At 41.2% G+C, this 14,240-nt stretch carries 15 protein-coding genes, 1 tRNA gene and 1 other RNA gene; 9 read left to right on the top strand and 8 right to left on the bottom strand.

The window, feature by feature from the left end:
- Position 1: 1 nt before the first annotated feature.
- The 3 genes from pgeF to FTU16_RS00280 all read left to right on the top strand — a co-directional run bounded on the left by pgeF (position 2) and on the right by FTU16_RS00280 (position 2,913).
- Positions 2–742, top strand: coding sequence for a peptidoglycan editing factor PgeF (gene pgeF, locus FTU16_RS00290; RefSeq protein ID WP_180023235.1), 741 nt, complete (start codon positions 2–4; stop codon positions 740–742).
- A gap of 40 nt (positions 743–782) precedes the next feature.
- On the top strand, positions 783–1,334 hold the full coding sequence (locus FTU16_RS00285; RefSeq protein WP_180162448.1) for a flavodoxin family protein: 552 nt from the start codon (positions 783–785) through the stop codon (positions 1,332–1,334).
- Between the two features lie 229 nt (positions 1,335–1,563).
- Positions 1,564–2,913 (top strand): hypothetical protein, encoded by a 1,350-nt coding sequence (locus tag FTU16_RS00280; RefSeq protein ID WP_373683875.1) that lies wholly within the window; start codon positions 1,564–1,566, stop codon positions 2,911–2,913.
- 53 nt (positions 2,914–2,966) lie between these two features.
- Here the strand turns inward: FTU16_RS00280 and smpB are convergent, their stop codons facing one another.
- A complete protein-coding gene (gene smpB, locus FTU16_RS00275; RefSeq protein WP_078191351.1) occupies positions 2,967–3,440 on the bottom strand; it encodes an SsrA-binding protein SmpB in 474 nt (157 codons plus the stop codon).
- A gap of 137 nt (positions 3,441–3,577) precedes the next feature.
- Here smpB and coaD point away from each other — a divergent pair, with 137 nt between their 5' ends.
- The 4 genes from coaD (at position 3,578) to FTU16_RS00255 (ending at position 4,890) form a co-directional block, all read left to right on the top strand.
- Complete coding sequence (gene coaD / locus FTU16_RS00270) at positions 3,578–4,069, top strand: pantetheine-phosphate adenylyltransferase (protein WP_078191350.1); 492 nt, start codon at positions 3,578–3,580, stop codon at positions 4,067–4,069.
- Between the two features lies 1 nt (position 4,070).
- Positions 4,071–4,334, top strand: a complete 264-nt coding sequence (locus FTU16_RS00265) for a YfhL family 4Fe-4S dicluster ferredoxin (protein WP_180076745.1) — start codon at positions 4,071–4,073, stop codon at positions 4,332–4,334.
- Positions 4,335–4,360: 26 nt separating this feature from the next.
- Positions 4,361–4,740: RNase P RNA component class A (gene rnpB, locus FTU16_RS00260), an RNA gene on the top strand.
- A gap of 73 nt (positions 4,741–4,813) precedes the next feature.
- Positions 4,814–4,890: transfer RNA gene (locus FTU16_RS00255), tRNA-Met, on the top strand.
- A 67-nt stretch (positions 4,891–4,957) separates the two neighbouring features.
- Here FTU16_RS00255 and FTU16_RS16465 read toward each other — a convergent pair.
- Both FTU16_RS16465 and FTU16_RS16460 read right to left on the bottom strand, forming a co-directional pair.
- Positions 4,958–5,299, bottom strand: coding sequence for a hypothetical protein (locus FTU16_RS16465; RefSeq protein WP_257227072.1), 342 nt, complete (start codon positions 5,297–5,299; stop codon positions 4,958–4,960).
- On the bottom strand, positions 5,272–5,535 hold the full coding sequence (locus FTU16_RS16460) for a hypothetical protein (protein WP_257227071.1): 264 nt from the start codon (positions 5,533–5,535) through the stop codon (positions 5,272–5,274). The genes FTU16_RS16465 and FTU16_RS16460 overlap by 28 nt, the downstream gene beginning before the upstream one ends.
- Positions 5,536–5,696: 161 nt before the next feature.
- Here FTU16_RS16460 and FTU16_RS00245 point away from each other — a divergent pair, with 161 nt between their 5' ends.
- Positions 5,697–7,118, top strand: a complete 1,422-nt coding sequence (locus tag FTU16_RS00245) for a P-loop NTPase fold protein (RefSeq protein WP_180048746.1) — start codon at positions 5,697–5,699, stop codon at positions 7,116–7,118.
- Here the strand turns inward: FTU16_RS00245 and FTU16_RS00240 are convergent.
- Together FTU16_RS00240 and FTU16_RS00235 are read right to left on the bottom strand one after the other, a co-directional pair.
- Positions 7,115–7,738 carry a CatB-related O-acetyltransferase gene (locus FTU16_RS00240; protein WP_180009716.1) on the bottom strand — a complete coding sequence of 208 codons (624 nt, stop codon included), beginning with the start codon at positions 7,736–7,738 and terminating at the stop codon, positions 7,115–7,117. The genes FTU16_RS00245 and FTU16_RS00240 overlap by 4 nt on opposite strands.
- An 84-nt stretch (positions 7,739–7,822) precedes the next feature.
- Entirely contained in the window at positions 7,823–8,233 is a 411-nt protein-coding gene (locus FTU16_RS00235; protein ID WP_180005422.1) for a RidA family protein, read from the bottom strand.
- A 139-nt stretch (positions 8,234–8,372) separates the two neighbouring features.
- Between FTU16_RS00235 and FTU16_RS00230 the strand changes: the two genes are divergently transcribed.
- Complete coding sequence (locus tag FTU16_RS00230) at positions 8,373–8,960, top strand: TetR/AcrR family transcriptional regulator (protein ID WP_180021942.1); 588 nt, start codon at positions 8,373–8,375, stop codon at positions 8,958–8,960.
- 78 nt (positions 8,961–9,038) lie between these two features.
- Here FTU16_RS00230 and greA read toward each other — a convergent pair whose 3' ends face one another.
- The 3 genes from greA to carA all read right to left on the bottom strand — a co-directional run bounded on the left by greA (position 9,039) and on the right by carA (position 14,009).
- Positions 9,039–9,515 (bottom strand): transcription elongation factor GreA, encoded by a 477-nt coding sequence (greA, locus tag FTU16_RS00225; RefSeq protein ID WP_078192164.1) that lies wholly within the window; start codon positions 9,513–9,515, stop codon positions 9,039–9,041.
- Between the two features lie 107 nt (positions 9,516–9,622).
- A complete protein-coding gene (carB, locus tag FTU16_RS00220) occupies positions 9,623–12,853 on the bottom strand; it encodes a carbamoyl-phosphate synthase large subunit (RefSeq protein WP_180162447.1) in 3,231 nt (1,076 codons plus the stop codon).
- Positions 12,854–12,866: 13 nt separating this feature from the next.
- Entirely contained in the window at positions 12,867–14,009 is a 1,143-nt protein-coding gene (gene carA / locus FTU16_RS00215) for a glutamine-hydrolyzing carbamoyl-phosphate synthase small subunit (protein ID WP_180162446.1), read from the bottom strand.
- Positions 14,010–14,240: the final 231 nt, after the last annotated feature.

Raw genomic sequence — 14,240 nt, 5'->3', positions numbered from 1 at the left:
CATGCAATTTGTTCAGGGACTTCCACAGGGTGTTTTTGTGGGACAAACTCGAGTTCATCATGATCAGACGCAACCCGCTGAACAACCTGAACTGGCAGGATTTAATCTGGCATTGCATGTAGGAGATGATGCAGCGCGTGTGCAAAAGCACCGGATGCAATTGCTCAAAGACTTTGCTAAATATGGCGTGAATAAAATCAGCTGGATGAACCAAACGCACAGTACGCTATGCCATCGCATTGATGAACAGATCAACTTTGTTGCACCCGAAGGCGATGGTATGGTCACGCAGTCTAAACATCATGCCCTGATGATGATGACCGCAGACTGCTTACCCGTGGTTTTGGGTAATGCTGACGGGACAGAAGTTGCCAATCTGCATGCAGGTTGGAAGGGCTTGGCTAATGGTATTGTGGAAAACACCATTGCAGCCATGCACACTCAGCCAACATGGGCTTGGTTGGGGGCAGCCATTTGCCAAGAGAGTTTTGAAATTGGCGCAGAAGTCAAAGCTGCCTTTTGTTCCAAATATCCAGAACTTGAAAGTGCATTTAAAGCTGGTGTAAAGGAAGGCAAATATTATGCTGATCTTTATGCGATAGCGCGTTATATTCTTGCATTACATGGGGTTAAAGCTGTAACTGGTGGCGACCAATGTACCTTTTTGCAAGCTGATGAATATTTTTCTTATCGCCGAGAAGCGAAAACAGGACGTATGGCAACATTCGTCTTTATGCTTTGAAAATGCTAAACTTGACTGAATCTATCGACTTTTAAATGTTATGTCTTTGACTGCTAAATCTCTTGCTGTTGTTTACCACAGTCCCTATGGGCACACTGCCAAAGTGGCGAATTTCATTGTACAAGGTGCAGAAAAAGCCGGTGTAAAAGTCCATCTCATGAATGTAGAGCATGTGGATTGGGATGAATTGGACAGTGCAGATGCCATCGTTTTTGGATGCCCAACCTATATGGGCAGTATGAGTGCGGCAATGAAATTATTCATGGAGCAATCATCTAAACGCTGGTTAGCACGGACATGGCAAGGCAAGTTAGCCGCTGGTTTTACCAATGGTGGCGGCTTAAGTGGAGATAAATTGGCAGTATTGCAGCAAATCAATTTATTCGCCATGCAGCACGGCATGTTGTGGAGCGGTCTTCCATTGATGCCAACTGGACGAAGCACAACAGATTTAAATCGGATGTCGAGCTTTTTAGGTTTAATGACACAATCGGATAATGCGCCTGTTGAAGTCACGCCACCTGCGGGCGATTTAGAAACCGCTATTTGGTTTGGTGAATATCTGGGACTGTTGTTAAATAAAGCTAATTAATTTGTAAATAAATCGTTTGAACTATCATTTATAAATCTTTGAAAACCCTAGTGATGGAAATGTTATTGGGGTTTTTATTGGCCTAAAATTCGTGAAAATTGGCATTTTGTATAATTGAGTTGTGATGCGTGTCACAAATTGCCATTCATTTACGCCAACGCTATTGATTTAATCTTCTCATAAATTTCACTCGGGATGAGTGATGAATATTAAAAAGGATTAAATAATCGTGAAAAAAACAATAGTCGCAATGGCATTGACCTTATGTGTTTCTGACGTTGTTTTTGCAGCAGAAGGATTGGTGGGATTAGCCGATGAAGAATTGTCTGCCATCAATGGTGCTGCATTGATGAATATGTCCTATACCGATCCTATTTTGGTCAACCAACAAATGGTCGATGAAAATATTGGTTTCTACAAACTCAGTTTAGATGCCGTCATGGATCTGAACGTCAATGTCAAAAGTCTGCAACTCGGCTGTGGTGGAGTAAATGGGTCAAATGGCTGTGATATTGATATTCGTCATCTGGCGTTGAGTGGTAATGCTACTTCAACTGATGCCAACGGTAATCCCGTCTTTAATGGTGATCGAGCGTCAACCAGTGCCGAACTGAAAAATCCGTTTATTGAATTTGCAATTAAAAACCCAAAACAAGCCGCTTTACGCGAAGTTAAAGGCTTTCGTGTCAGTGCTGAATCTATTACGGGTTTATTGACCACAGGTATTCAAAATACAGGTGCGTCAACAGACGGGATTAAGTCACTGAGTGGTTATATGAAAATTGCACCGACCACAGGAACAGCAAAGACCCAAGCAGCGCTCTTTGGTGATAGTAGCAGCGAGATTTTATCGGGGAACTTGGTGATTAATACGATTTGGAACAATGATCGTAGCTTTGTCAGCCAACCTGAAAATAGTAAGGGTTTAAAAATTCCTTCAATGAATGTGCCGTTTACCGTCCCTGAAATTACCATCAACGGAAAACGACAAACTCAAGCCGTTGCCAAAAATATCAGTGCGACTGTACCGTCGATTCAACTCAACCGTGATAGTGGTAGTTTGCAGGTCAAACTTGACCGTAATTTGTTATGGGTAGAAGGGGCGCAGTTCTTTATGGATTCGGGTTCATCAATTGATGGTTTGAAAATGAACATTACCTTTGAGCAAGCCTTAAATATGATTCATAACATTCCATTAAATGGCACAGCAGGTTATTTATCGCTTCAATCTCAAGATATCAGTTGGCCAGATGCCAATGCAGATGATATTGCACGTACAGGTTGGTGGATGTCATTTAAAGACCCGATTAATATTGGCAAATTAAATCCAACATCTGAAGTGGATATCTCAGGCGTCTTGCCACAAGTTGCTCAAAAAGTATCGCAAATTTTAACCAATGAACCGATTTATATTCCCTTAGGTTCTGCTGTTGGTGCAGCATTTGGTTTACCGATTTATAAAAATGTCGGTTCAATTAACCTTAGTAATGCCGGTGCGGCCAATTTAACGTTAAAAAATCAGGTCTTGGGGAATCAGGAAGTTCGGACTAACTGTTTTGGTGGGTTGAAATTCTGCTAAATCTGCAATTTAAAAATAAAAAAACCTCCAAGATGGAGGTTTTTTTATTGAACTTATTTATGAAAAATACGGGCTTTATCGCGCTGCCAATCACGGTCTTTTTCCGTTGCACGCTTGTCGTGAAGCTGTTTACCTTTTACTAGGGCAATTTCAAGTTTGGCATGAGGACCTTTCCAGTAACATGCCAAAGGCACACATGAATAACCTTTTTGGTTAATTGCACCTTGTAGTTTTTCAATTTCACGGCGGTTCAGCAATAATTTACGAGTACGTGTTGCTTCAGGCACTACATGTGTCGAAGCACTCAGTAAAGGTTGCACTTGAGCGCCGAATAAAAATGCTTCACCATTTTTAAACGTAATATAGCTCTCTACGATAGTCATTCGACCCGCACGCATTGATTTGACTTCCCAGCCTTGTAATGAAAGGCCCGCTTCAAATTTTTCTTCAATGAAATAATCGTGACGCGCACGCTTATTTAGGGCAATCGTACTGCTACTATTTTTTTTAACTACTGCTTTCGTCATAATCAAAAACTTCCAAACTTAGCACTATTGTACCCGAACTTTAAATAAGATGAAGTTTTTAAATTTACAAGCTGACTTCACCTATAAATCAAGATTTTGTTAAAATACCCATCTACAAAATAACAGAGTACAACTGGATGTCTAAAACTCGTGTAATTTATCCGGGCACATTCGATCCAATTACTAATGGTCATATCGACTTAGTGACACGTGCATCACGCATGTTTGACGAAGTTGTCGTGGCAATTGCAATTGGACATCACAAAAACCCTGTGTTTAGTCTGGAAGAACGTGTTGCACTAGCGCAAGAGTCTTTAAGTCATTTGTCAAATGTTGAGTTTGTAGGTTTTGATGGGCTGTTGGTCAACTTCTTTAACGAGCAAAAAGCAACAGCCGTGTTACGTGGTTTACGTGCAGTTTCAGATTTTGAATATGAATTTCAATTGGCAAATATGAATCGCCGTTTGGACAGTAAATTTGAAGCCGTATTCTTAACCCCATCAGAGCAATATTCGTTTATTTCATCTACGCTCGTGCGTGAAATTGCACGTTTAAATGGTGATGTCACTCAGTTTGTACCACAAGCTGTCGTGGAAGCCTTTAAGCGTAAACAACAGCAAGGTTGGTAGAGTGTCTTTATATATCACTGATGAATGCATCAACTGCGATGTCTGTGAACCTGTATGCCCCAATGAGGCGATTTTCATGGGGGAACTCATTTATGAGATTAACCCTGATTTGTGTACGGAATGCGTTGGGCATCACGATAAACCGCAGTGTCAGTTGTTCTGTCCGGTGGACTGTATTCCATTGGATCCGGCACATCCTGAAACTCAGGAACAGCTTCAACAGAAGTACGAAAAACTAATTGCTCAAAAAACATCAAGCAATTAGTTGTCAGATTTGTTAGAATGCGCCCCGAAGTGAACCAGACGATCGCTGCTGTGTATAGGTCTCCGTGACTAAAGCAGGGGAGGAAAGTCCGGGCTTCATAGGGCAAGGTGCCAGGTAACGCCTGGGCGGTGTGAGCCGACGGAAAGTGCAGCAGAGAGTAGACCGCCTTCATTATGGTTTTGAGCAATCAAAATCGGAGGTAAGGGTGAAAGGGTGCGGTAAGAGCGCACCGCATGACTGGTAACAGTTCATGGCATGGTAAACCCCACCGGAAGCAAGACCAAATAGGGATCCTTTAGGCATGGCCCATGCTGGATCCGGGTAGGTCGCTTGAGCGTATGAGTGATTGTACGCCTAGAGGAATGATCGTCCTCGACAGAACCCGGCTTATCGGTTCACTTCAACAAATTTTGATCAAATACGCGCATTATGGGCTTGACGATATTTAAATATCCCTCCATAATGCGCGCACAGTTTAAGGCTATGTAGCTCAGTTGGTTAGAGCACCGCACTCATAATGCGGGGGTCACAAGTTCAAGTCTCGTCATAGCCACCATATTCAAAAAAAGACCACTCCGATTGGGTGGTCTTTTTTTATGTCTCAATTTTCCAAATTTAAAAAATTAACGATAAACAAAACGACGCATACCTGCACGTAAGGCAAATGCGCCATGCATATATAAGCCACCGAGCCAATACGGCACATTGTAAATATCTTCATGGCGATATTTAACTAAAGCAAACTCAGCCAATAGTCCTTCAAAGAACTTGCCGCCAATGGCAAGCATAATGGCTAATATCAGTAGCCATGTACGCTCATAGCTAAATAACCAGCGAATAAAAAAGCTAATATAGAAAATCCAGCACAATGCTTCAGGGTGGAAGTTACCAAAACCACTGAGTATGTAGACAATCGCAAAGAGTACTAAAGCCTCAACTAATGGAGCTGTACCATCGTGAGGCAACTGAGCTGAGTCATCACATAGTGTTTGAGTAGTTGTGTAAATTGAATATAGCTAAATGCCATGAAAGCAAAGGCAATAAAAAAGCCAGGGAATACCCACCAAGCCTGATGGAAAAATAATGGGTTGGGATAACTAAGTGTTTTTGTATAGACATGAATCGCATCGCAAAAAGTTGCGACGACTGCTGCCAGCAGGGCAAGTATAAATATGCCTGAGAATTGAGTGGTTCTCGTCATCATTCATCCTGAAAAGTGGGTCTTTTTATTTTATGTGTTCTTTATAGTCTTTATTTGGGGAAAAGGCTATGACAAGTTACGAGATGCTCATGGGTTAAATGTTAATTTATAGCGCTACTGCTATACTCAATACATAGTTAACTTGATGAATATAAATAGAAATGATGGATAACCAATTAAACTGGCCTAAAGATAATTTTGAGAATATTGAAACTGCATGGGAAGGTGATCTTTGGCATCGCCGTCGTTTAGGAGAGCAGCTTACAAGTTATGTTGATCGCTTAAACTGCGGTGCTGTTCTTGCTTTGGATGCACGATGGGGTGAGGGTAAAACGTGGTTTGTTCGTAACTGGGCGAAACATTTAGATGATACTCAGCATAACGTGATTTATTTGGATGCGTTTGCAAATGATTATTTGGAAGATCCATTTTTGGTTATTGCATCTGAAATTGCTTCAAAGTTAGATAAAACAGCCGAAAATAAGCCCTTAGTGCATAAATTTAAGAAAGCAGCAGCAGTTATGCAACAAGGACTTTTAACCTTAGCTCCAACACTCATTGCTTCAATGATTAGCTGTGCTTTAACTGGTGGGCTAATTCCACTGATTAAAATTGATAGCGAGAAAATTACAGATAAACTTGATGATGCAATTGATAAAGTAACAGAAAATATTGGAGAAAAAGTTACTGAGGCAATTCAAGCTAAGATTGATAGTTATGAAGAAGAGAAAAACTCCATAATTGCTTTTAAAGCAACATTGGCACAGTTAGCAGAAAATTTAGATAAGCCTTTAGTCTTTATTATTGATGAATTGGATCGATGCCGCCCTGATTTTGCAATACGTTTAATTGAGAGGATCAAACACTTTTTTGATATTAGAAAAATAGTTTTTGTATTGGTAATGAATAAAAACCAACTTATAAATGGTATTCAGCATATTTATGGATATGACAATGAGAGTTCGAAAATATATTTAGAAAAATTTATCGACTTTGAGATTCCCTTGAGAAATCAAGTAAATATTCTGGATAAAAATAAATCTAATTTAGAAGTAATTTCAAAATTATTAAAATTGGTGGGAGAAGAGTCCGTAGATATTGCTTTAGTCGTGCTACTTAGTATTAGTAAAGATATATCCACACGGGAACTTAAGAGGAAAATTAATCTTTATGCTTTATTAAAAAAAGAAAAATTAGAAAATAATATTTTTATCGCTTTGGGAGTAATTAAAGGGGCAAGGGATTTATTGCATGATATGGAACGCATTGCTGTGTTAATAATGAAAATGAAGCAAGGTAATGAAAATGTTTCTGGTCTAAATATGGCTCATTTTAATATAGAAAACTTTAAAGAAATAGTTGAGAAAGAGTTTAATGTTGAGTTATTGATAATTAATGATTATCTTGAACACGTAAGTGCGATGGAAGACTTACGTACCCGCTATCAGCATAATACTTATGAAATAGAATATACTAAGTTTTTAAATAAATATGCATTTAAGCCGTCAGAAGAAATGCAATATCATTTATTCCAGCAGCAATACTTTAACTATATCGAAAACAGTGTATGGCTAGAGGATTAATCAATCTTAAAATAATTTATCAATAGTTCTACATCATCAGTCTGCAACTGTTCCCGCATATTTAAAAACTGCTTTTCATCTAAGTCATAGAGCTTAAGGGAAAGTAGTTTTTTGATATCTTCTTCAGGAAAGCGATATTTAATTACTTTAGCAGGGACTCCGCCGACAACAGCATAAGGTGGCACATCTTTAGTCACCACCGCACCAGTAGCTACTACAGCACCTTCACCGAGTGTAACACCTTGCATAATCATCGCACGTGAGCCGATCCAGCAGCCATCACCAATGATTGTGTCACCCGCAGGGACAAAACTCCGTGTATCAAACGGAAATGCCGAAATCCAGTCTGTGCGGTGGAGTTGGTTACCGCCCATCATAATCACGCATTCTGCGCCAAAACAGACAAAATTACCGATATGTAACTGGTCTATCGGCTTTTCAGCTGTTGCAGGTTTATCGTGCAAATAACGCACCACACAGCGCTCAAAACCTTGATCCCAATATGCAGAATAATATGAATAATTACCTTTGATGTGAATATTAGGGTTCTTCACTGTTTTAGAGATGAACTCAAATTCACACCAATGATTTACAGGTGAATTAATCAATTTTTCAGACATAAACAGTACAACTTAAAAAGGGTAAACCATTATAACCAATTGAACTGATGTCATGCGTCGTTCATTCCTATTAAAAATCAATCGCTAGACCGAAGTGTTTGTAGGGAGGTTTGGGATCCGAGCAATGACTTTAATTTCAAAATCAAAACCTGCAAGCCAATTAACACCTATTGCTGTCCAGTTTGGATAAGGCTTTTGTGTAAACACCTCATTTTTAACTTTCATGATGACTTCAAATTGCTGTTCAGGGTTTGTATGGAAGGTGGTGACATCGACAATTTCATCGAAAGTACAGCCTGCCGCAGCGAGAGTATGGCTAAGATTCTGGAATGCTAGTTTTACCTGTTTCTCAAAATCAGGTTCAGGACTGCCATCTTCACGGCTACCGACCTGGCCTGATACAAAGAGTAAATTTTCCGATTTAATAGCAGCAGAGTAACCATGCTGTTCATACAAGGCATGGCGATCTTGGGGAAATATTGCAATTCTAGTCATGTTTATTCTCATTCAATATCTGGTTTTAAAAGTGGGGGGAAAGCAGCTTTATTTTTGACATACGTATCGTATGTCAACATAATTGACATACGCCTGGTATGTCAATTAAAATTTTTGTGATGATGAGGTAATCAAAGCAATGTCTGTTCGTGAAAAAAAAATGGCGGCAACCCGCAAGAAACTGATTGAAGTGGCACGCCGTACGTTTGCTGAGTATGGCTATGCAGACACCTCAATGGATAAACTCACGGCAGAAGCAGGGCTGACCCGTGGTGCGCTGTACCATCATTTTGGCGATAAAAAGGGCTTATTTGCTGCTGTGGTTAATCAAATTGATTCAGAAATGGCTTTATCTGCCCAGAAGTATCTGGAGCAACCCGAAGATCTTTGGGAGGGGTTGATGCTTGAGGGGAAAACCTATATTGAAAATGCCTTGAATCCTGAGTTTCAGCGAATTGTATTACGCGACGGACCTGCGGTATTGGGTGATCCTGCGCATTGGCCGAGTCAAAACAAATGCTTGAAGTCTACACGTGAATGCGTAGAACAGTTATTGGCAGCAGACCGAATTAAAGCAGTGAATTCTGAAGCGGCAGCCATATTTTTAAATGGAGCAGCCATGAATGCGGCGCTTTGGGTGGCTTCTAGCAAGAATCCTGAGCAGGTGTTGTCAGAAGCATTACATGCCTTTCAACTTTTTGCATCAGGATTATTAAAAGAAGGATAGAGCAGGGGTATAATAATTATTTGTCTGATTATAAAAAACCCCTCAAAAGAGGGGCTTAAAATTGCTTATCTTAATGAATTAAAGATATTCAACTTTAGAAATTTCATACTCAACTTCACCTTGTGGTGTGTTGATTTTTACATCGTCGCCTTCGTTTTTACCCAAAAGACCACGCGCAATTGGTGAATTCACAGAGATTTTGTTGATTTTAAAATCTGCTTCGTCATCACCAACGATTTTATAAGTCTTTTGTTCTTCAGTATCTAAGTTTTCAATGGTCACAGTCACACCGAAAACCACACGGCCATTTTGCTCAAGTGATTTAACATCAATCACTTGGCAAGCACCCAATTTACCTTCGATATCTTGGATACGGCCTTCACAGAAACCTTGTTGCTCACGAGCAGCGTGGTATTCAGCGTTTTCTTTCAAATCCCCATGTTCACGCGCTTCAGCAATTGCTGCAGTAATACGTGGACGATCAACACTTTTAAGTTGCTGTAATTCTTTCTCTAAGGCAATTTTGCCTTCGGGAGTCATAGGATAACGTTGCATTGTTGTCCCTCATGTTTGTAAAAAGAAAAAATCAGTAAAATTTTTACTGACCTAGAAATGAAAAAAAGCCCGCCACCGAGAGGTGGCGGGACTTCTCGGTAACTTAATTAACCTTTAGTAAGGTCTTGTAAGCGGTATACATCCATTGGCAATTTGATTGCTAAAGCTTGGCATACTGCATCAGCACCGTTAAGGGTAGTTGTGTAATACACTTTACCTTGTAATGCAGAGCGACGGATCGAGAATGAATCTTCTTGAGCCTGTTTGCCTTCAGTTGTATTGATAATGAGGTGAACTTCGCCATTTTTCAAGCGGTCTACGATATTAGGACGGCCTTCAGTCACTTTGTTCACACGTTCACATTCAATACCAGCATCTTTAATCACATCATAAGTACCGCCAGTAGCGATGACTTTGAAGCCAAGATCTGTTAACTGTTTCGCAATACCAACAGCACGAGGCTTGTCAGAATGACGAACAGATAAGAATGCATGTTTTACTTCGCCTTCCGTTGGTAGGCCTGGTAAACGGTCATTAGAGCCTAACACAGCTTTATAGAACGCTTCACCAAATGTTTTACCTACACCCATCACTTCGCCTGTAGATTTCATCTCAGGGCCAAGAATTGGGTCAACACCAGGGAATTTGTTGAATGGGAACACTGCTTCTTTTACAGAGAAGTGTTCAGGAATAATCTCTGTAGTGAATCCTTGAGATTCTAAAGATTGACCAGCCATACAACGCGCAGCAACTTTCGCTAAAGATTCACCAATGCACTTAGATACGAATGGAACAGTACGTGATGCACGTGGGTTCACTTCTAGAATGTATACGTCAGTGCCTTTAACAGCAAACTGAACGTTCATTAAACCAATTACGCCAAGCTCTTTCGCCATAGCGATGGTTTGACGGCGCATTTCGTCCTGAACTTCTTTAGATAAAGAGTAAGGAGGAATAGAACATGCTGAGTCACCTGAGTGAATACCCGCTTGTTCGATGTGCTGCATGATACCGCCGATCACAACGTCTTTACCGTCAGATACGCAGTCTACGTCAACTTCGATTGCATCATCTAGGAAGTGGTCAAGAAGTACTGGCGCTTCGTTAGATGCTTGAACCGCATCACGTAAGTAACGTTTCAATTCTTCGTCGTTGTACACGATTTCCATCGCACGACCACCAAGTACATAAGATGGACGTACCACAAGTGGGTAGCCAACTTTTGCCGCTTCAGCCATACCTTCTTCAGCAGATTTTACGATGCTGTTGTTTGGTTGACGAAGTTGTAGACGTTGAATCATTTGTTGGAAACGTTCACGGTCTTCTGCACGGTCAATCGCGTCAGGTGATGTACCGATAATTGGCGCACCAGCTTCTTCTAAAGCACGAGCCAATTTAAGCGGAGTTTGACCGCCGTACTGAACGATAATGCCTTTAGGCTTCTCGATACGTACGATTTCAAGTACATCTTCCAAAGTGATTGGTTCGAAGTACAAACGATCTGATGTGTCGTAATCCGTAGAAACCGTTTCAGGGTTACAGTTCACCATGATAGTTTCATAACCGTCTTCACGCATTGCAAGGGCAGCGTGTACACAGCAGTAATCGAATTCGATACCTTGACCAATACGGTTAGGACCGCCACCGATGACCATGATCTTGTCGCGAGTAGACGGATTCGCTTCACATTCTTCATCGTAAGTTGAGTACATGTAAGCTGTATCAGATTCGAATTCAGCCGCACATGTATCTACACGTTTGTAAACAGGGGTCACGCCCAAGTTCCAACGGTGTTTACGGAATTGTTTTTGTGAAATACCCATCAATTTCGCAATACGAAGGTCAGATAAACCTTTGCGTTTGAACGAACGGATGTTGTCAGCGTTTAAGTCACCAAAACCTAAAGATTTGATTTTCTCTTCAGTTTTGATGATGTCTTCGATTTGGATCAAGAACCAACGGTCAATATTCGTCGCAGCGAACACTTCATCTAACGTGAAACCATGACGGAATGCATCGCCAACGTACCAAATACGCTCAGGACCAGGCACTTTAAGTTCTTGAAGGATTTTCTCTTTCGCACCTTCAGTACCCACTTCGATTTTTTCATCAAAGCCAGCAGCACCCACTTCAAGACCACGAAGCGCTTTTTGTACTGACTCTTGGAAGTTACGGCCAATTGCCATGACTTCACCCACAGATTTCATCTGTGTAGTTAAAGTTGCATCAGCTTGTGGGAATTTCTCGAAGTTGAAACGAGGAATCTTAGTCACAACATAGTCAATCGCAGGTTCGAATGATGCAGGAGTTGTACCGCCAGTGATGTCATTTTTCAATTCATCAAGGGTATAACCGACTGCCAATTTCGCTGCAATTTTTGCAATTGGGAAACCGGTTGCTTTAGATGCCAAAGCAGATGAACGAGAAACACGAGGGTTCATCTCGATCACAACCATACGGCCATCTTTCGGGTTAATACCGAACTGAACGTTCGAACCACCCGTTTCTACACCAATTTCACGAAGTACTGCTAAAGATGCATTACGTAGAAGTTGGAATTCTTTGTCTGTCAATGTTTGCGCAGGAGCAACAGTGATTGAGTCACCAGTGTGTACGCCCATTGGGTCAAAGTTTTCAATGGTACATACAATGATACAGTTGTCGTTTTTGTCACGAACAACTTCCATTTCGTACTCTTTCCAACCAATTAAAGATTCATCGATCAATAATTGTTTGGTTGGAGAAAGATCGAAACCGCGTTCACAGATTTCAATGAACTCTTCACGGTTGTACGCGATACCACCACCTGAACCACCCATGGTGAATGATGGACGGATAATTACAGGGAAGCCGAAACGCGCTTGAATTTCAAGTGCGTGTTCCATGCTTTCTGCAACGTCAGCGCGAGGGCATTCCAAACCGATTTTACGCATTGCGATATCGAAAAGTTTACGGTCTTCCGCTTTTTCGATCGCTTCTTTCGTCGCGCCAATCAATTCAACATTGTATTTTTCTAAAATACCGTTGGCATCGAGTGCAAGGGCACAGTTCAATGCTGTTTGACCACCCATTGTAGGAAGAACTGCATCTGGACGTTCTTTCTCAATGATTGCAGCTACAGTTTGCCAAGTGATCGGCTCAATGTAAGTTGCGTCTGCCATAGCAGGGTCAGTCATAATGGTTGCTGGGTTAGAGTTTACCAAAATAACACGGTAGCCTTCTTCACGAAGGGCTTTACATGCTTGAGCACCTGAGTAGTCAAACTCACATGCTTGACCGATGACAATCGGACCAGCACCAATAATTAAGATGCTTTTAATGTCTGTACGTTTAGCCATGATGCTTCCTTAATTACTTCTTAGATGCTTCGATAAGTTCGATGAAATGATCGAACAATGGTGCGCAGTCATGTGGACCAGGGCTTGCTTCTGGGTGGCCTTGGAAACTGAACGCAGGTTTGTCTGTACGATGAATCCCTTGAAGAGTTTGGTCGAACAGCGATTTATGCGTAGCTTTCAAGTTTGCAGGCAAAGTTTCTGCATCAACTGCGAAGCCGTGGTTTTGAGAAGTAATCATCACTGTACCATTTTCTAAGTTTTGTACAGGATGGTTGGCACCGTGGTGACCGTGAGGCATTTTCACAGTTTTTGCACCTGAAGCAAGTGCAAGAATTTGGTGACCTAAGCAAATACCGAATACAGGTACATTGCGTGCGTCTTCTACAATTGTTTTTACAGCTTCAATTGCATAATCACATGCTGCTGGATCGCCGGGGCCGTTCGACAAGAACACGCCATCTGGATTAAGAGCAAGTACTTCAGCAGCAGGAGTTTGCGCAGGCACAACAGTCAATTTACAACCGCGGTCTGCGAGCATACGTAAGATGTTGGTTTTGACACCGTAGTCGTATGCTACAACATGGAATTTAAGTTCTGGTTGAGCGAAACCTTTACCAAGCGCCCAAGAGCCTTCAGTCCACTCGAAACCGGTCGGATCACAGCATTCTTTTGCAAGGTCTAAACCATTAAGACCACCAAAAGCACGTGCTTTAGCTAACGCTTCTTCTTCAGTCGCGTTTTCACCAGCAAGGATACAACCGTTTTGCGCACCTTTTGATCGCAGAATACGCGTCAATTTACGAGTATCAATATCTGCGATAGCAACAACATTGTGTTGTTTAAGGTAATCACTTAGTGATTGCTCTGCACGGAAGTTGCTATGCAATAAAGGTAGGTCACGAATGATCAATCCGTTGGCCCATACTTTATGAATTCGACCTGACTCAGCGTCTTCATCATTACAACCTGTGTTACCGATATGTGGGTAAGTTAGGGTCACAAGTTGTTGTGCATAACTTGGGTCAGTCAAAATTTCTTGATAGCCAGTCATGGCAGTGTTGAAAACGACTTCACCAGTCGTACTACCCGATGCGCCAATTGAAGTACCTTTAAAAATAGTACCATCGGCAAGGGCTAAAATTGCTGGGGTGCTCAAACCAAAGCTCCTGAAATTTAGGCTGTAAAAAAGCGAGAAGACGAAAAAAAAGGAAGGCTGCTTAAAAACCTACCCTCCTTACATCTGCTCGCTTGAACTTAACACGGCATTATACGCAGAAAGCCACAGAAAGTCCATCGCAAATATCAGGAATAAAGCAGATAAAGCGCTTGCATTTTAGAATAAAGTTTGGTTTTGCAAAATCGTAGAAAAATGTAAGCAATTAATTAT

It is taken from the genome of Acinetobacter sp. YH12069 (genome assembly GCF_013419675.1).
Classification (GTDB): Bacteria; Pseudomonadota; Gammaproteobacteria; order Pseudomonadales; family Moraxellaceae; genus Acinetobacter; species Acinetobacter amyesii.
The sequence above is the reverse complement of the archived record's forward strand: the minus strand, read 5'-3'. Positions and strand labels throughout refer to the sequence as shown.

Excerpts from the sequence above, each read along its gene's own strand:
- pgeF (WP_180023235.1), top strand. The coding sequence starts at position 2 with ATGCAATTTGTTCAGGGACTTCCACAGGGTGTTTTTGTGGGACAAACT.
- FTU16_RS00285 (WP_180162448.1), top strand. The coding sequence starts at position 783 with ATGTCTTTGACTGCTAAATCTCTTGCTGTTGTTTACCACAGTCCCTAT.
- greA (WP_078192164.1), bottom strand. The coding sequence starts at position 9,515 with ATGCAACGTTATCCTATGACTCCCGAAGGCAAAATTGCCTTAGAGAAA.
- FTU16_RS16460 (WP_257227071.1), bottom strand. The coding sequence starts at position 5,535 with ATGACGAGAACCACTCAATTCTCAGGCATATTTATACTTGCCCTGCTG.
- FTU16_RS00230 (WP_180021942.1), top strand. The coding sequence starts at position 8,373 with ATGTCTGTTCGTGAAAAAAAAATGGCGGCAACCCGCAAGAAACTGATT.
- FTU16_RS00245 (WP_180048746.1), top strand. The coding sequence starts at position 5,697 with ATGATGGATAACCAATTAAACTGGCCTAAAGATAATTTTGAGAATATT.
- carB (WP_180162447.1), bottom strand. The coding sequence starts at position 12,853 with ATGGCTAAACGTACAGACATTAAAAGCATCTTAATTATTGGTGCTGGT.
- FTU16_RS00235 (WP_180005422.1), bottom strand. The coding sequence starts at position 8,233 with ATGACTAGAATTGCAATATTTCCCCAAGATCGCCATGCCTTGTATGAA.
- FTU16_RS00240 (WP_180009716.1), bottom strand. The coding sequence starts at position 7,738 with ATGTCTGAAAAATTGATTAATTCACCTGTAAATCATTGGTGTGAATTT.
- coaD (WP_078191350.1), top strand. The coding sequence starts at position 3,578 with ATGTCTAAAACTCGTGTAATTTATCCGGGCACATTCGATCCAATTACT.
- smpB (WP_078191351.1), bottom strand. The coding sequence starts at position 3,440 with ATGACGAAAGCAGTAGTTAAAAAAAATAGTAGCAGTACGATTGCCCTA.